Annotated in this window: 13 protein-coding genes; 6 read left to right on the top strand and 7 right to left on the bottom strand. The window is 38.3% G+C overall.

Going from position 1 to position 15,050, the window contains the following annotated elements:
- Positions 1–3: 3 nt before the first annotated feature.
- The 5 genes from hisIE to ETP70_RS01590 form a co-directional block, all read right to left on the bottom strand.
- Positions 4–684, bottom strand: a complete 681-nt coding sequence (gene hisIE / locus ETP70_RS01610) for a bifunctional phosphoribosyl-AMP cyclohydrolase/phosphoribosyl-ATP diphosphatase HisIE (protein ID WP_151899528.1) — start codon at positions 682–684, stop codon at positions 4–6.
- A gap of 2 nt (positions 685–686) precedes the next feature.
- Positions 687–1,772 (bottom strand): prohibitin family protein, encoded by a 1,086-nt coding sequence (locus ETP70_RS01605; protein ID WP_151899527.1) that lies wholly within the window; start codon positions 1,770–1,772, stop codon positions 687–689.
- Between the two features lie 253 nt (positions 1,773–2,025).
- The gene (locus tag ETP70_RS01600) at positions 2,026–2,955 is read right to left on the bottom strand and encodes a branched-chain amino acid transaminase (protein ID WP_151899526.1); all 930 of its coding nucleotides are present in this window, start codon (positions 2,953–2,955) and stop codon (positions 2,026–2,028) included.
- A 51-nt stretch (positions 2,956–3,006) separates the two neighbouring features.
- Positions 3,007–3,987, bottom strand: a complete 981-nt coding sequence (locus ETP70_RS01595) for a fatty acid desaturase family protein (protein WP_151899525.1) — start codon at positions 3,985–3,987, stop codon at positions 3,007–3,009.
- A 143-nt stretch (positions 3,988–4,130) separates the two neighbouring features.
- Positions 4,131–5,459, bottom strand: coding sequence for a porin family protein (locus ETP70_RS01590; protein WP_151899524.1), 1,329 nt, complete (start codon positions 5,457–5,459; stop codon positions 4,131–4,133).
- Positions 5,460–5,684: 225 nt separating this feature from the next.
- On the opposite strand from ETP70_RS01590, the gene pstS reads away from it, so the two are divergent.
- The 6 genes from pstS to ETP70_RS01560 all read left to right on the top strand — a co-directional run bounded on the left by pstS (position 5,685) and on the right by ETP70_RS01560 (position 11,467).
- Entirely contained in the window at positions 5,685–6,689 is a 1,005-nt protein-coding gene (pstS, locus tag ETP70_RS01585; protein ID WP_151899523.1) for a phosphate ABC transporter substrate-binding protein PstS, read from the top strand.
- A 156-nt stretch (positions 6,690–6,845) separates the two neighbouring features.
- On the top strand, positions 6,846–7,799 hold the full coding sequence (gene pstC, locus ETP70_RS01580) for a phosphate ABC transporter permease subunit PstC (protein WP_151899522.1): 954 nt from the start codon (positions 6,846–6,848) through the stop codon (positions 7,797–7,799).
- Positions 7,796–8,602: a phosphate ABC transporter permease PstA gene (gene pstA, locus ETP70_RS01575; protein ID WP_151899521.1), complete on the top strand. Its 807-nt coding sequence runs from the start codon at positions 7,796–7,798 to the stop codon at positions 8,600–8,602. The genes pstC and pstA overlap by 4 nt, the downstream gene beginning before the upstream one ends.
- Positions 8,603–8,619: 17 nt before the next feature.
- On the top strand, positions 8,620–9,402 hold the full coding sequence (gene pstB / locus ETP70_RS01570) for a phosphate ABC transporter ATP-binding protein PstB (protein ID WP_151899520.1): 783 nt from the start codon (positions 8,620–8,622) through the stop codon (positions 9,400–9,402).
- 25 nt (positions 9,403–9,427) lie between these two features.
- Positions 9,428–10,087, top strand: a complete 660-nt coding sequence (locus ETP70_RS01565) for a phosphate signaling complex PhoU family protein (protein ID WP_151899519.1) — start codon at positions 9,428–9,430, stop codon at positions 10,085–10,087.
- Positions 10,088–11,467 carry a sensor histidine kinase gene (locus ETP70_RS01560; RefSeq protein ID WP_151899518.1) on the top strand — a complete coding sequence of 460 codons (1,380 nt, stop codon included), beginning with the start codon at positions 10,088–10,090 and terminating at the stop codon, positions 11,465–11,467.
- On the opposite strand, the gene ETP70_RS01555 is transcribed toward ETP70_RS01560, so the two are convergent.
- Positions 11,464–13,650 (bottom strand): sensor histidine kinase, encoded by a 2,187-nt coding sequence (locus ETP70_RS01555; RefSeq protein WP_188110023.1) that lies wholly within the window; start codon positions 13,648–13,650, stop codon positions 11,464–11,466. The two genes, ETP70_RS01560 and ETP70_RS01555, sit on opposite strands and share 4 nt — an antisense overlap.
- Positions 13,650–14,930 (bottom strand): GGDEF domain-containing response regulator, encoded by a 1,281-nt coding sequence (locus ETP70_RS01550; protein WP_151899517.1) that lies wholly within the window; start codon positions 14,928–14,930, stop codon positions 13,650–13,652. The genes ETP70_RS01555 and ETP70_RS01550 overlap by 1 nt, the downstream gene beginning before the upstream one ends.
- Positions 14,931–15,050 lie beyond the last annotated feature (120 nt).

Below are 15,050 nucleotides of genomic sequence, written 5' to 3'. Positions count from 1 at the left end.
TACTTACTCTTTTCTTGCGTTTTTTTCAGCGATGCCACTCATGTCAAATCTACGGGCAAGCTCCTGTTTTATTCTGTCTGGTGATATATTTTTAGAAGCGAGCGCCACAAGCATATGGTAGGTCAAATCTGCCGCTTCATACACCATCTCTTTCTCATCATTGTCTTTATGTGCAAAACAGTATTCACCGGCTTCTTCAACAACTTTTTTCAAAATTGTATTTTCCCCTTTGCTTAAGAGTTTTGCCGTCCATGAAGTGGCAGGGTCTGCACTCTTTCGCTCTTGAATCGTATGATAGAGTGTATCAATAACACCGTATGCAGCCTCGGTATTTACCTCAACTTCAGAAGTAATCTCACCGCTTTGCAGCTCTGTAAAAAAACATGATTTTCTCCCGGTATGACAGGCTACTCCGTTTTGATTGACTTTTATCAGGAGCGTATCATTGTCGCAGTCAATAAAAAAAGAGACGATTTCCTGCGTATGTCCGCTGCTTTCGCCTTTTTTCCATATACGCTGTTTGCTTCTTGAAAAGTAGTGTGCCTGCTTTGTTTTGAGTGAAAGTTCCAACGCCTCTTTATTCATGTAGGCCATCATCAGCACTTCATTGGTCGTGTTGTCCTGGACAATGACAGGCAGAAGCTCCTGCTTCTCCCAATCTACTCTATTGACTATTTCCTGCATGCTTATCGTGCCGTCGTTCTTTGCTGAATATTTTTTGTATCAACCCAGATATTTGGTGTTGAACCGCCCGGTGTCAAGAATATTTTTGCATCTTTGTTGACTCTGAGTGCATCATTAAACTTGTTTTGTACTTTCATCTGTTCAAGCTGTAAAAGCTTCGTTGTCAATGATTTTGCAATTAAAATATTTGCTTTGGCATTGGCATCTGCTTCAATTGTCACAGCATCTGCTTTACCCTGTGCTTCAATTCTTGCTTTTTCCGCGATACCGCGAGCCTCTGCTGCACGTTTGAGTGCTTCTTGTTTCGCACGCTGTACTTCCTGTTCTGCCTGTTGTACCTGTTGTTTAGCCAGTTGTACTCTCTCAATTTGTGCTTTTACTTTTTCCGGCAACATAATATCACGAAGCTGAATTGACTGCAGGATTACCGGAGAGTTTTTCAGGCTTTTGATACTTTCCCGTATGCCGTCTTCTATTGCAGTTGCAATTGTATTACGCATGACAGGAATAGATTCGGCATCATATTTTCCTACGACATTTCGCACAACATCACGTACAACAGGATTGATTATTTTGTCTTCCCAGCTGAATCCCCAGTTTGAGATTGTCTGTGCGGCAAACTGTGCATTGAGTCTGTACTGAACAGTCAGTTCAATCGAGACAGGCAGACCACGTTTGTCAAGTACCGTAATTGCAGGCTTTGAAATAATCCCCGAAGCATTTGAATTTGTTTCTACACGTGATGCATAGTTGATAATACGGACCTTCGTATCCACCGTATATACTTTTTGAATCACAGGAATAATAAAATGCAGTCCCGGAAGCAGTGCCTGGTCCTGATACTTTCCGTTTGTACTTAAAATACCCCGTTCACCCTCTTGAATAATAATAAACGGCTTTGCCAGAACAAGCATCACAGCAACAGCAATCAAGAAATATGTCAGTGCTGCCTTCCCCCCGCCAAAATTAAAATTCAAATTTGGCATCTGAGGTCCTTTTGGACCACTGCCACCGCCTGAGTTAGAGTTATTAAATCCTCCGCCTTCACTTTTCTTCTTGTTAAAATAGTCATTCATATCTGATGCCATTGTATTCCTTTTTTTACTTTTTAAATTTTTCTGTCATTCTCAGCCCGCACTAAAGTACGGGTCCCGAAAAAACCGCTTAACTGAAGGGCATTGACCCTAAAGAATGGGTTCCAATACAGGCTGTTTCCCGGAACCGGTACTTCAGTGCCGGCTATTGCAACTTTCTGGCACTTTCAGCCCGGACTACAGAAAAAAATTTAGTTTTTTTCTAAGTCATGCTTTAGTATTGAAAGTCTGGGTTCCGAAAGTCTTCTTAATTTATCTCATCTACATAAGTAAGGTAGTGTTCGTATTTCTTGTTGCGACCAAATACAATGTCAAAATACCCGCTCTGAATAATTGCCGTAATCTCCCCGCGGGAACCTCTGCCTATCTCTCTGGCGTCAACCAAAGCAACAGGCGTGATTTCTGCAGCCGTTCCTGTCAAAAATGCCTCATCCGCCACATAGACCTCTTCTCTTGTGATACGGCGTCGAGTCACTTTGTATCCAAGGTCTTCAGCCATTTCAATGACAGTTTTTTGTGTGATGGAAGCTAAGGCGTTATCACTTGGCGGTGTAATAATCTCCCCGTCTTTTATCATGAAAAACGAGGCCCCGCTTGCTTCTGCAACATAACCTTCATCATCCAGAAGCAAGGCTTCATCATATCCGCAGTCAATCGCTTCATATTTTGCCATTTGGGAGTTCAAATAGTTTGCAGTTGCTTTGGCTTTTCCCATATTGGATGTGTTTGCCGGGCGTGTCATAGAGACAATTTTCAGACGAATGCCTTTACGCATACCCTCTTCCCCAAGGTAAGCACCCCATTCCCAGGCGGCAACGGCTGTTTCAACCGGTGCGTCTTTGTGGTAAAGCCCCATAATACCATAGCCTAAAAACGAAAAAGGACGAAGATAGACATTGTCCCCGGTAAATTCATTTCTTCGGATGAGTTCGATCTGTGCAATGTTTAACTCTTCAACAGTATAAGGAATATTAATCAGTGTCATTTTTGCCGACTCTTTGAGTCTTTTGGTATGATCATTCAAACGAAATATTGCATACCCTCTCTCAGTTTTATAAGCTTTTGTTCCTTCAATTACACCGTTTCCATAGTGAATTGTATGTGTGAGTACATGTACCTTTGCATCTTCCCATGCAACAAATTTTCCATTCATCCAAATATATTTGGCTGCGTCCATTAAAATCTCCAAATTGTTAATTGGTGATATTTTATCTAAATTGCTATTTACCTAATAGGATTTGAGTACATTGTTTATCTGTACATACGCCTGCAGCGGTGTTGTTTCAAAATAGGCAATACCCTTTTTCTGTGCAAATTCCTTTGTCATTTTTTGGATTTTCAGCAGATTGAACCTGGGTGCTTTTGGGAAAAGATGATGCTCTATCTGGGTATTTAATCCTCCGTAAAACCAGTGTACAAATTTCCCGCCTTTTAAAGAGCGTGAGGTACGCATCTGCAACTCCATCCATGAAAGTTTTTCGCCCACTTCTTTGTCAAATACTTCACAGCCAAGATGGTTTGTTATAAAACCGAATGCCAGCCAGACAGAAAGTGTAAGATTCAGTGTCAGGTAAACAGTAAATGCTTGAGTCAGAGGTAAAAAATAAAAAACGCTTCCCCAGATTACAGGCCAGTGCAAAAGCATCAATCCAAGCTCACCCCATTTTTTACGTTTTATTACAAAATTATACGACTGCACGATAAAAGCAGGATACATAAAGAACATAGCACCCCAAAAAACAAGATATTTGCTCTTGCGAAGCCATGTTTTGTTGCCTTTGTTGTTTGTAAATGCTCCATCAAATGCCAATATGTCAACATCTTTTTGGACAATATTGCACCAGGTATGATGGTTGACATTGTGTTTGAAATCCCACCAGGAAGAGGAGTTCGAAAGGATAAACGCTGAAAACGGATAGCTCAGTTTAAAAGACAGACGCTTGTTTTTAAAATACTGTGTATGCAAAATATCATGCGACACGAAAACGGCACGCGTAAAAACCAGAGACATAAACAGACCAAGACCTACAGCTGCTGCAAAAGAATTGTCAATGAGATTTTTGTGATAAAAAAGTATCACATAAACAATTCCCATACTTAAAAGTATCGCTGTCATTTCAAGGCTTCCTCTCACAGGAACACGTTCTAAAAGACCTAAAGCACGGACTTTTGATTTTAATTCATCAAAATCATACGAAGATTTCGTCATTTTTACTCACTTTGTTAAAATTTATTTATTATAACATAAAATGAAATTTGTGATTTTAAAAAAATAGAAAATAGAAAGAAGTTACATGTAAAGCGGTGATGCTTTACATGTAAAAAAGGAGAAATGAAATTTGAAATTTGTTTTTAGAAGAACCACTGAGAAGTAACTTTTATTCTGCGTTCTTTCTCGTTTCCTATGTTTGCACCATATTTGTCTTCCTGGAATGTCAATCCGGCTTTGATTGAGTTCCCCATTAAATACCAGTTTACACCGGCTATTTTGGATGTCAAATCGTAACCGTCCAAATCTTTAAATTTGTCCCAAGACTCATATCTGACAAAGGGAGCAACAAAACCATAGTCTGCAAAAACATATTCACCGGTTGCATACCAGCCGTTGGATTTTCCTCTTGTCGTACTCGCCCAGTCTTTTGCTACACCGTCAAAGTCAAAATATTCTGCTTGAACAAAAGCACCTTTGTAGTGTGCTGACATTTCAAGATTTAACAGTTTGTGATCCACTGAAGTATTTACACCACCTGTTGTTGTGTACTGAATATCAGGACTTACCCAGTAACCGGCACCCACTTCAAAGTGTTTTCCCTGCCCAAAGTAACTTTCAGTTCTTTTTTTCTCTTCCCAGCCGTCAAACGGAGAAAGAACAATTTTACCACCATAAAAGAAGTTCTTCTGCATAAAATTACTGCCGCCAAAAGTTGCACCCGAAGCATCATGAAGTTTGCCAGAGTAGACACCGTCACCTATAGCTACCTGGTAGTGTACTTTCTTGTTCCAGTTACCGTAAATTTGTGCATTTGTACCACGACGGTTATGGGTAATATACTGTGCCGCTTCATCCGCTACATGAGGACGGTCAAAGTGTAGCACGCGCGCTGATTTTACCGTTTCGGTACGGGAGATATCAATTTTTGCACGGAAAAGTTTAAAGTTGACCAGTGACGAACCAAAAGGTTTTTTGATTTTTACATAGGCATCACCGACATTGAATGACTGCTCTCCCTTGTCTTTATAGTTCGCTTTGTCATTTCGTACATCCATTGTAAAAGAAGCATACTTGTTAAAACCCGCTGCCACTTCAAAACGAACGCGTCTCAAATAAGCATCATAATAACTTGTTGTCGCACCTGTTGCCAAATCTTCCACACTTCTGTTTTCAAATGTACCCTGAATACGCACACCTGCTTTGAGCCACATATCAGGATTGTCCTGTGCAACAAATTTCATATTAATATGCGTCTGCTTGCCTAATAAAAAGTTTGGAGATTTCTTGTCTACTATAGTAATATTTTGTTTTGTATTTCCAAGACTGTTTGTATCCAACAGTGTTCTGTCCGGTGCAGGCTGTGTAAATACTTGTCCGTTAGCATCTTGATACAGTTTGATTTCATTAGCATTTACAGCAACTGAACTGAGGGTTAAAGCAGCTAAGGCTGATAAAACGATTTTATTCATTTTTGAATTCCTTTTTGTTTTGTTGGCGGAAGTATAAAATATCCAGGTTACATAAAGGTTACAAAACGGCAACAGGCAACAACCCTATACTATAATTGTAAATGATACAAAACAATTCAAGTGACAATACTCTTGAGGTTTGTCACAAAGTTTTTGCCGTTTTGTAACCTTAGTGTAATAAAAAAAGTCTATACTTTCATAACTAAAATTAAAAAGGTGTAACAGATGACAAAAGTAATCAAGTTAGCTCTTGTAGCTTCAGTTCTTACAGGCGGACTCAGTGCAAATGATGTACTCAAAGGAAGTGGTGCTTCTTTTCCATATTCGGTATATCAAAAATGGACAAAAGCCTACTATAAAGCTACTGGTATCAAAGTTGACTATATTTCAAAAGGTTCTTCAAAAGGGATCAAAGATGCGAAAGCAAGACAGGTTGATTTTGCAGGAACAGACAAACCATTGTCACCTAAAACACTTAAGAAAAACAACCTTTATCAGTTTCCGGGTGTTGTCGGTGCAATCACAATGGGCTATAATCTTCCGGGTGTTTCTGAGTTGAAACTCAGCAGAAGTGCAATCGTTGCAATCTCTGAAGGGAAAATAAAATACTGGGACAACAAGTTGATCACTGCTGCAAACGCAGGATTGAAACTGCCACATGAAAAAGTAACATTTGTTCACCGTGCAGACGGGTCGGGAACAACATTCAACTACACATATTTTTTAAGCAAAGTATCCAAAGAGTGGCGACATACATACGGTGCAAAAAAATCTTTGAACTGGCCTGGCAACCAACATATCGGTGGAAACAAAAATACAGGTGTGGCAAGTCTTATCAAACAGACTCCCTACTCTGTCGGATACATCGACTATGCGGATGCACAGAAAAACGGCATTGTAATGGCTTCGGTTGAAAACAGAGAAGGGCACTATATCAAACCTGAATTAAAAGCATTTCAGACAGCTGCTGCAAAAGCAAACCTGGATCCCAAAAAAGATTTTTACTCTATTATTGCCGATCCCAAAGGTGCCAACTCTTATCCTATCGTAGCTGCTACATTTATCCTGGTGCCTGCTGAAAAACCTGAAATGGATAAAAAAGTAACAGCATTTTTTGACTGGTCATACAAAAACGGTCAAGAAATTGCAAAAAGTTTAGGTTTTGTTCCATTACCGGACGCACTTACAGACAAAATCAGAAAATACTGGGAAGAAAAAGGGATTAGATAATCTCTTTCTTCAAAAAAAAAACAAATTTCAAATTTCACTCTCTCCTTATTTTATGTTACACTTTTTGTGTAGCATAAATTTCTTTCCTTAATGTAATCTCTTTGTAATGAAATTACAATATAATATCAAAATAAATTTACTCTAGGGTTTTCTTATATGGAAAAAATATTTCAAAAGCTCTCTTTATCAAGTGCTTCTCTTGTGCTCGTTATACTTATTGGCATATTTATCACTCTCTTTAGCGCTGCAAAGCCCGCCATTGAAGAGTTTGGACTCCATTTTCTTGTTGATCCGACATGGAACAAAGAGGTTCCTGTGGAGAGTGCTGCCGGCACAATAAACACTGCTGTAAACATCGCAGATGAAAATGCCATCGAGGATGAAGATGATATGATTCTTGATGAAGATGAAGAGTCTCAGACAAAAACACTTTATGGCGGACTTGTTCCGATAGTCGGAACAATTCTTTCTACGCTTATTGCCCTCTCTTTTGCACTGCCTATTGCTATGGGTATTGCTGTTTTTCTGGCTGAAATCGCTTCAAAAAACATCTCCAAGTTTGTCGGTATGGCCATTGAACTTTTGGCGGCAATTCCGAGTATCATTTTTGGTATGTGGGGGCTCTACTATTTTGCCCCCATTATCTCCGATACCTTTGGCGGCTATCAGGTCTCTTTGCTGACCGCCGGACTTGTTCTTGGCATTATGATTCTTCCCTTTATGGCAGCCATCACCCGTGACAGTATGAATACAACCCCTGATGTACTCAAAGAGTCTGCCTATGCGCTTGGTGCCACAAAGTTTGAAGTGGTCAAAGATATTATATTTCCCTACTCAAAGGTTGGTATTATAGGCTCTATCATCTTGGCACTCGGACGTGCCTTGGGGGAGACTATGGCTGTTGCATTTTTGATTGGAGCAGTCTATTCACTGCCTGAAAAGATTACTGACCCTACCATCTCCATTCCTGTTGCTATGGCTGTAAACTTTGGCGAAGCCAGCGGACTGGGAGAAAGTGCACTCTTTTATCTGGGTCTGATTCTCTTTGTAATGAGTTTTATCATCATTTCAGTTGCCAAATTTTACTTTTTGAAAAAGGCTAAATTATGAGACTTCTGCTAAACAAAATCTTTTTGGCACTTTCGGTAACTTCTGCACTTATAGGCATTGGTTTTTTAGGATGGATTCTTGCCGTCCTTTTTATCAAAGGACTCTCTTCGCTTCATTTAAGCCTCTTTCTCAATGACCTTGTTGACGGGGGACTCAGAAATCTTTTGGTGGGACAGCTTGTTCTTGCCTCTTTGGCAGGTGCTATAGGAATACCGCTGGGAATGCTTGCAGGTATTTATATACGCGAATACGGAAGAGGAAAATATCCGGAACTGATTCGGGATTTGAGTGACATCATGATGTCCGCACCTTCTATTGTAATCGGAGCCTTTGTCTATGCCATAGCTGTTGCCCCTTATGGAGGAGCCAACGGATTTGCCGGTATTTTAGCGCTTACCATTATGATGGTTCCTATCATCATCAACACAACAGACTCTATGCTCTCTCTTGTCCCCAAGGAGTTACGAGAAGCAGGTATTGCCCTTGGTGCATCAAAATACCGTGTTATCCTGGACATCGTTATAAAAGCCGCAAAAGTGGGAATCATGACAGGTATTCTTTTGGCATTTGCAAGAATTGCCGGTGAAACGGCACCGCTGCTCTTTACAAGTGAAACAAGTAACTATTTCAGTCTCGATCTCACACAGAGTTTTCCCTCTTTGACTGTCAGTATTTATAATCTTGCCAATGAACCTGAAGAGTCGAGTCGTGATCTTGCCTGGGCTGCTTCATTTATACTGACAATGATGGTTTTAGTTATCAACCTGCTGGGTCGATTTATCACAAGAAACAAACACAAATAACTAAGGAAACAAAAATTATGCCTGTAATGAATATTAAAAAATTCTCTTTTACCTATCCTGGGGCCGACGAACCCTCTTTAAAAAATATAAATCTATCCATAGAGAAAAATAAAATTACTGCTCTTATCGGTCCGAGCGGTTGCGGAAAATCAACACTTTTACGCTCTATGAACCGTATACATGACCTGTATCCCGGTAATAAATATGACGGAAAGATTGAGTTACTTAATGAAGCAACCGGAAAATATCAAAATATTCTTGAAATTAAAAAAGAGAATGAATTTATAGAACTCCGCCAAAAAGTCGGTATGATTTTTCAAAAACCGACACCTTTTCCTATGAGTATTTTTGACAATGTTGCCTACGGATTGAAAATTGCAGGCATCAAAAACAAAAGTGAACTTGCCGACCGCGTAGAGGCAGCACTCAAGGGCAGTGCATTATGGAAAGAAGTCCATGACAGGCTCAACAAGTCTGCAATGGGACTCTCAGGCGGACAGCAACAGAGACTCTGCATTGCCCGCGCAGTAGCAGTCAAACCCGAAGTCATTCTTTTTGATGAACCGACCTCCGCCCTTGACCCCATCTCAACAAGTGCCATTGAAGAACTGCTGGTGGAACTGAAAAAAGATGTCAGCATTGCAATTGTGACACACAATATGCAGCAGGCTTCGCGTATCAGTGACTATACTGCATTTATGTACCTTGGAGATTTGATAGAATTTGATAAAACCGAAAACATCTTTTTAAACCCTAAAGAGAAAAAAACCGAAGACTACATTACCGGTAGATTCGGATAAATTATAAAAAACAAAGGAGTCAAAAATGTTACCGACATTCAGAACAAGCCTCGATGAAATAAGAAAAAAACTTACACATATCGGAGAAAATCTTGTAACTGCCAATACACTCATTCTCCAGGCATTACAAAACTGCGATGAAAAAACTTTTAATGATGCAAGAAACAGCATCAAAAACATTACGGCAAAAGCGGATGAAATTGACAATGCAATCATTAAAGTCCTTGCTCTGTATACACCCGAAGCAAGAGACCTGCGACAGGTTGTTGCCTACTTTAAAATAAGCAATGAACTCTCACGCGCATGCTCCAATACAAGAAGTTTCATACGGGGGTTCACTGATGTATGCAAAGACCTTGATGTCAAAGAGATCAACGAATATGCAAGCCTTATGCAGACCTCAACGGTCAAAGCCATTACAACAACAGTAAGAATGATCAATGTTGATGACATGGATGAACTTCAGGAGATGTATGAAGAGGTACTTATCGAGGAAAACAAAGTTGATGACCTGTATGAAATGATAGAACGAAAGCTTGTAGAACAGGCCGAAGGCTCGAGTACCTTTGAAAAATATCACAAGATGCTCAGAGCACTTCGAAAAAGTGAAAAAATCGCCAGCAGGGCAATCAGCGTGGCAAACCTGCTGGTATATATCAAGATCGGTGGAAACATCCACAATTAAATGAAAAAAATTTCCCGAATAGTATTAGAGAAGTTTTTAGCACTCTTTTTAGCACTCTTTTTAATAGTGAGTGCTATAGTCTACTATTGGGTATATGAATTTTATCTTCACTCTTCAAAAGAAGCACTTATGCAAGCCACTGAGCTTGTCTCTTTCACTATCAACAAAGACACAGACCTTGATGCACTTGCAAAAAAGGTAAAAAAACAGCTCCATTTGCGCCTAACTATTATAGACGAAGAGGGCAATATCCTGGCAGAATCTGACAAAGACAAAGATACTATGGACAACCATAAATACAGAGACGAAATTGTACAGGCAAACAGGGAAAAACACGGCTACACCATACGCCACTCACATACCCTTGACAAAGATCTGCAGTATGTGGCAAAAAAATACACCATCAACGGCAGAGTTCTCTATGTACGGGTTGCACGTGAAATCAAAGGTGTCCGCAGTGAAATCATCAACCTTGGCATTAAAATAGCCTTTGTTTTACTGCTCTTTTTTCTTATCGTTCTTTACATGTCCTACAGAATAAATATACAGATTCAACATGAAACAAAAAGAATAGTGGACTTTTTAAAATCTTTGACAAAAAAGAAAAAAGATACCTATATAAAATCTGACTTTTCCCAGGAATTTTCCCATATAACAAACCTGCTTACAAAAGTTTCACAGATTCTTGTCAAAAAAGAGAAACAAAAAACAAAATATACGCAAAAACTCCAAAAACTCAATGAACAAAAAGATGATATTATTTCTGCGATATCCCATGAGTTTAAAAACCCTATCGCGGTTGTAAACGGCTACTCACAGACACTTCTTGATGATGAAAACATCAACCCGAGTATACGAAAAAAATTTCTTACAAAAATCTATACAAACGGTACAAAACTTAGTGAGCTTATAGATACCCTCAGACTCTCCATGAAACTTGATGGCGGGCACCAGGCTTTAAATACACGCAAAGTAAATTTATATAATCTGGTACAAGAAACAGCACAGAACCTGGGACTGCATTATAAAAACAAAAAAATTATTGTCAATGGAGACAAAACCCTGGCCATAGAGATTGATCCGACACTTTTTGGCATTGTCATTACAAACCTGATAGAAAATGCTTTTAAATATTCCGAAGATGAAGTCATAGTCAATATCAGTCAAAATTCACTCGAAGTTATTGATACAGGAATAGGTATTTCTGAAAAAGATTTGCAAAGCATTACAAACAAATTTTACAGAGTCCACTCGAACCGATGGAACAACTCTTTGGGTCTGGGACTCTTTCTCGTGAACAATATCATTCAGCTGCACAACTATAAACTTGTCATCAGAAGCAAACTGAATGAAGGCTCCAGTTTTACTATTGTCTTTTAACTCTCCTGCGTAAAGTCGATGATAAATTCAGCTCCCTCTTTTGTATTACTTGCATGTAAATGTCCGCCCATGTTTTGTTCAATTATTATCTTTGACATATAGAGTCCTACACCTGTACCCATACCCTGCTCTTTTGTTGTAAAGTAGGGTTCAAACACTCTTTTTATAATTTCCTGAGGTATTCCGCCTCCGTTATCTGTGATAATTATCTTTTTGTTTTTCAGTATAATGTCTATTTTTCCATACTCTTTACGGTTGTGGACAATGGCATCTTTTGCATTGGATATAATATTGAGAATAACCTGCTGAAACTCGCCTTCAAGCCCATGAAGCATAAAATCCTCTCCATGCAGTGACATTTCAATATTGTGACTTTTTAACTGTGCATTTACCAAAGAAAGAGTGTTTTCAATGCTTTGTTTTACCCAAAAATCCTGTTTGACTTTATCGACTCTGAAAAAGTTTCTAAAATCATCTATGGTTTGACTCATAAAGTTTATTGTCTGTGTCTGTTTATCAATAAATTCATCTATAAACTCTTTGTCAATTAAGCCCTCCTCATAATCATCATCAAGATTTTGAATATTGATATTGAGTGAATTCAGCGGTTGTCTCCACTGATGCGCTATGGCTCCGACCATCTCCCCCATCGCAGCCAGCTTTGCCTGTTCCTGGAGCATTTTGTCTTTTTGCAGTATCTCGTTTGTACGTTTTTCTATCTCTTCTATGAGGTGTTCATTGAGCTGTTGCAGTTGTGTCTCAAGTTTCTGTCTTTTGCTGACATCTATCAAATAGCCTAAAAAGTGCGTTATTCTCCCTTTTTTATCACGAATAAAAAGCGTTGTCTGTTCTACCCATTTTTTTGTTTTATCTTTTGTCGTGATTTGATATGGCTGATGTTTTAAAATATCTAAATTCTTTTCAAATGCTTCTGTAAGTTCATGGAGGGCGTTTTGCAAATCCTCTGCATCTATCAAATCAGGATATTCGATTTCACCGTTTACAAACGCCTCTTTTGTATATCCTGTCAAAGAGGCAACATTGTTTGAGACATATTCGACACTCCAGTGAATATCATTTTGCCATCTAAAAAGAGCAATATCTCCTTTGTCAAAAAGTTCCAGGAGTTTTTGTTGTTCCTGAGCTGTTTCTTTAAGTGCTTTTTTTCGAATAAACTGTAGATAAAAAAGATACACAAGCAAAAACAATCCTAAAAGCAAAATCAGACTGATAAGCTTGAAGTTGTACAAAATGGACTGGATATTTGAATTGTCTGCATATAACACAAGATAGGCTACTGTCTGCTTTGATTTTACATTTTTAACAGGTAAAAAAGAGACAACTTTGACACTTTTTCCTGTTTTTTGATACAAAGAAAAAGCCTTGCATTTTTGCATATTTTCTTCTATCTCCTGCTGATGTTTTTGAATAATATTTTCTTTCAAATACTGCAGATACTGTGGTCGAACACTTTTTGTATAAACAAACATGTAGTCATCTGATTCTATACTTGTTTTATAGTGTGCTAAAAATTCTTTGTCTTTATACCATTTCACATCAAATACTTTTTTATTGACCAAAAAATGTGTGTAGAGTCTGTTTACTTTGGCAAGTCTGTTTTGAAAAGATTCTGAGGAAAAAGATATTTCATAGGCACAGATATACTTTCCCCCGTCAAACAAAGGAAAAACATTACGAAAACCATGCGCAATACGCCCCTGCTCAAACCCTGCAATCGCTTTATGTGTTTTATTGACATACTCAAAAGTATAGCGAATACCTGTTAAATCATCCCCGTATCTGTCCGGTTTGTGCATGCGTAAAAAAGAGACATTGTCCGGGAATACAAACTGCATTTGTAAAACACCGCGTTTTCGAATTTCGCTGTATTGCTTTTTCAAATGTTGATACAATTCTTTACGCAGGAACTCTCTTTTTGCCTCCGTTACATGTAAAGCCTCCTGCAATATATGCAAAACCGTTGCATCATTAGACACAAAGGCATTTAAAGAGGCTGCATCTGCCTTGTCTGTCTCATTTACAATTTCATAATTTATTTTCAAATGCCTGAGAACCGAAGAGAGCTCTCTTTGAATTAAGTGATTTTTATGATAGTTGTTCAGGTACTGGCTTACCACAAACAAAAGTAAAAATAAAAGTAAAAATTTTATTTTCTGTTGCATTATTTACTTACCACTTGATTTCTTCCATTCGCTTTTGCTTTATATAAAGCTTCATCCGCTCTTTGGAGCATTGATTTGAGCGTATCCCCTTTTTTATAAGCAGTGACACCAAAGCTCAGTGTAATCTTTCCATATTCCTGAGTATGAAGGTCTTCAAATTTTTTTCTGCATTTTTCAAGAAGCTGCTGTGCGTCATTAAGTGCTGTTTGCGGCAAAAGCATAACAAACTCTTCTCCGCCCCATCTTGCTATAGTATCGGCACTTCGGGTACACGAAGTCAGTATATTGGCGACAAGTTTTAAAATATCATCCCCAACCAGGTGTCCGTATTTGTCATTAAAAAGTTTAAAATGGTCTATATCTGCTATAGCCAAAGAGAGGGGGTAGCCATATCTTTTTACCTGAGAAAGTTCATACGCAAAAATCTCTTCAAACTTGTTCCTGTTATAGAGTCCTGTAAGCATATCATGGTTGGCTTTTTTTGTAATGGCTTCTCTTTGTTTTTCTATTTCAGTTACATCTGTAAAGTTCATTAGAAATTGTGTTTCATTAATCTTGGAAATATTGACCAAAAATGATTTTTTCTCATGTTTAGTGTTTACAATCGTTGTAATTCTCTGTGTCTCATTCAAAGAGTTTATAAAATCATACAGACTGCTGCCTTTTTCCAAGAAAGCCTGTATGTTTTTCGCATTGATACTGTCCTTTTCATTTGAAAAAATGTTAATAATAGAATGAAATTTTTCATTAAATTCTTCTACACTCTCTACTCCAAAGTATTTCAAAAAAGATTTTGAGGCAAAACTGACATGTTCAATATTTGCAATAACAGATATACTGTTTTCAGAATCTATAATATACTGCAGAATTTCTCTCTGTTCTTCATACTCTTTTTCAATAATGATATTTTTGGCAAGTTTTTCTATCAAAGCGGTTAAGGATTTTTTTTGCACAGGTTTAAGCAGATATCCCTCCACCTGCAACTCTATCGCTTCAAGCAGATAGGCACTTTCACTGTGTGCTGTTGTAAATATAACCTTTACATCCGCGTCCCTCTCTTTTATGGCCCGAATCATATCAAGACCGTTCATTTTAGGCATTTTAATATCGCTTACAACAATATCAGGCTGATACTTTTTAAAACATTCGAGTCCGACAATACCGTTGTTGGCTGTATATAATTCTTTGCTTATCCGTTTGAGTGCACGGGCATAGCCTTCGCGCACGTCATCTTCATCTTCTACATACAAAATCCTTATCTGTTTTGCATATTCAGGCATGAGCATCCCTTTTCAATATTTTCCACTAAATTAAGTATACAGAATTATCTTGAATTATATATAAGGAAAAATGTAATCTCTGTGTAACCTCTCTTTACTATAATTTTTCAACGCAATACA

Source organism: Sulfurimonas hydrogeniphila (genome assembly GCF_009068765.1).
In the GTDB taxonomy this organism is placed as follows: domain Bacteria; phylum Campylobacterota; class Campylobacteria; order Campylobacterales; family Sulfurimonadaceae; genus Sulfurimonas; species Sulfurimonas hydrogeniphila.
This window is presented reverse-complemented; position numbering and strand designations above follow the sequence as displayed.